The sequence below is a fragment of the Bacillus sp. P4_D3 genome (genome assembly GCF_056401855.1).
This window is the reverse complement of sequence record NZ_JBFUIN010000818.1, coordinates 1-1,295: the sequence shown is the minus strand read 5'-3', so window position 1 is coordinate 1,295 and position 1,295 is coordinate 1. Positions and strand designations below refer to the sequence as shown.

Here is a 1,295-nt window from a genome sequence, read left to right as displayed (position 1 = left end):
TACTAATGCGGGAATTTGATAACAAATTGACTTACCACCGCCCGTAGGCATAATACAAACTGTATCTTTCCCATCTAATACATTTTTAATTGTTTCATCTTGTCCTCTTCGGAATGACGAATAACCGAAATAAGACGCTAAAAGTTCTTGTGCTTTTGTAAACAAAAAAGATTCACCTGCTTTTCTATATCTTTCATCTATTCCTATTATATCATCACTTATGCGTCATGAAAGTGATGAATGCCAGAGTTATATAATCTGTCATCAAATTGATTCTCGCCACTTTGAATTTTATAAGTATTTGAGTTCTAGTTGCTTCCTACGTTTTACAATATAAAAAACACAAATCTAGTACATAAGAAGAAAGAATTTCAATATAAATATTCATTTTATTCGCCTTACTAGAATACTACTAATCGTATACATGTGAATTTGAGGAGGTTAAATTATGAAACGTAGTTACAATAGTTCCATCAAGCCTAAAGAGTCAAATGAAAAACTCCAATTTTCTAATAATGATGCGTGGAAATATGAATCATTTTATAAGTATCAGCCCTTATTTTCTTATAGCAAGCTTATGAATTTCCTTTCTCAACTTTTTAAACGTTAATACATGTGCCAAATATATATTATTCAAACAAATTTTCTCAACATATAACTTATAGACTTACTACAATACAGTTGTTACCATATATAATAATCTGTTAGATAAACCCCTTATGTTGACCTGCTTAAAATTAGCAGGTCTTTTTTATCCTTACATATTGCAATGTATGATATCCTGGCTGAAAAGTCTTTTCTCCATTTTAGAACCCTATTCCACTCTCCACAAATGATTATAATTCCAAAAAGCAAAATATAAATCCGCTACATTCATACAAGCAATTCATTTTTTCTCAATACACAAAGTAAATTTCATTTGTTATTATGAAGATACTCTAGATGAGTCTTTGCTCATCAACATTATCTAGTTAAAGGGGTCTGCCGCGGGAAGCAGATCCCTTTAACTTTATTAAAAATTATCCTTTTCATTTGGACGCATTTACCAGGTTATTTCGAAAGATTTTTATGCTAATATTACGTAGTCGAGTCCGACATCTCGGCAATACCCTTTTGAGGTCCTGCAATTTCCCTTGCAGGACCTCTATTATTTTAAAATTCTTTTGATTCATATATATCATAAGTGTGTTTTTCATTCCCCTTCAACTTTCTCCTTTTCCAACTCTCAAAAAAACTCTTGGACACGTAACTTAAAAATAACGTTTATCATATTGTGAGATATACATGTTCAAAGG

Annotated in this window: 2 protein-coding genes; one reads left to right on the top strand and one right to left on the bottom strand. The window is 31.0% G+C overall.

What is annotated here, in order from left to right:
- A partial coding sequence (locus tag AC1DTM_RS26980) for a DEAD/DEAH box helicase (protein ID WP_477001327.1) occupies nt 1–165 on the bottom strand: 165 nt, incomplete at its 3' end.
- Between the two features lie 283 nt (nt 166–448).
- Here AC1DTM_RS26980 and AC1DTM_RS26975 point away from each other — a divergent pair.
- Complete coding sequence (locus AC1DTM_RS26975; protein WP_087947399.1) at nt 449–610, top strand: hypothetical protein; 162 nt, start codon at nt 449–451, stop codon at nt 608–610.
- The last annotated feature ends 685 nt before the right edge of the window (nt 611–1,295 follow it).

Coding starts and splice junctions, on each gene's coding strand:
- AC1DTM_RS26975 (WP_087947399.1), top strand. CDS start 449: ATGAAACGTAGTTACAATAGTTCCATCAAGCCTAAAGAGTCAAATGAA.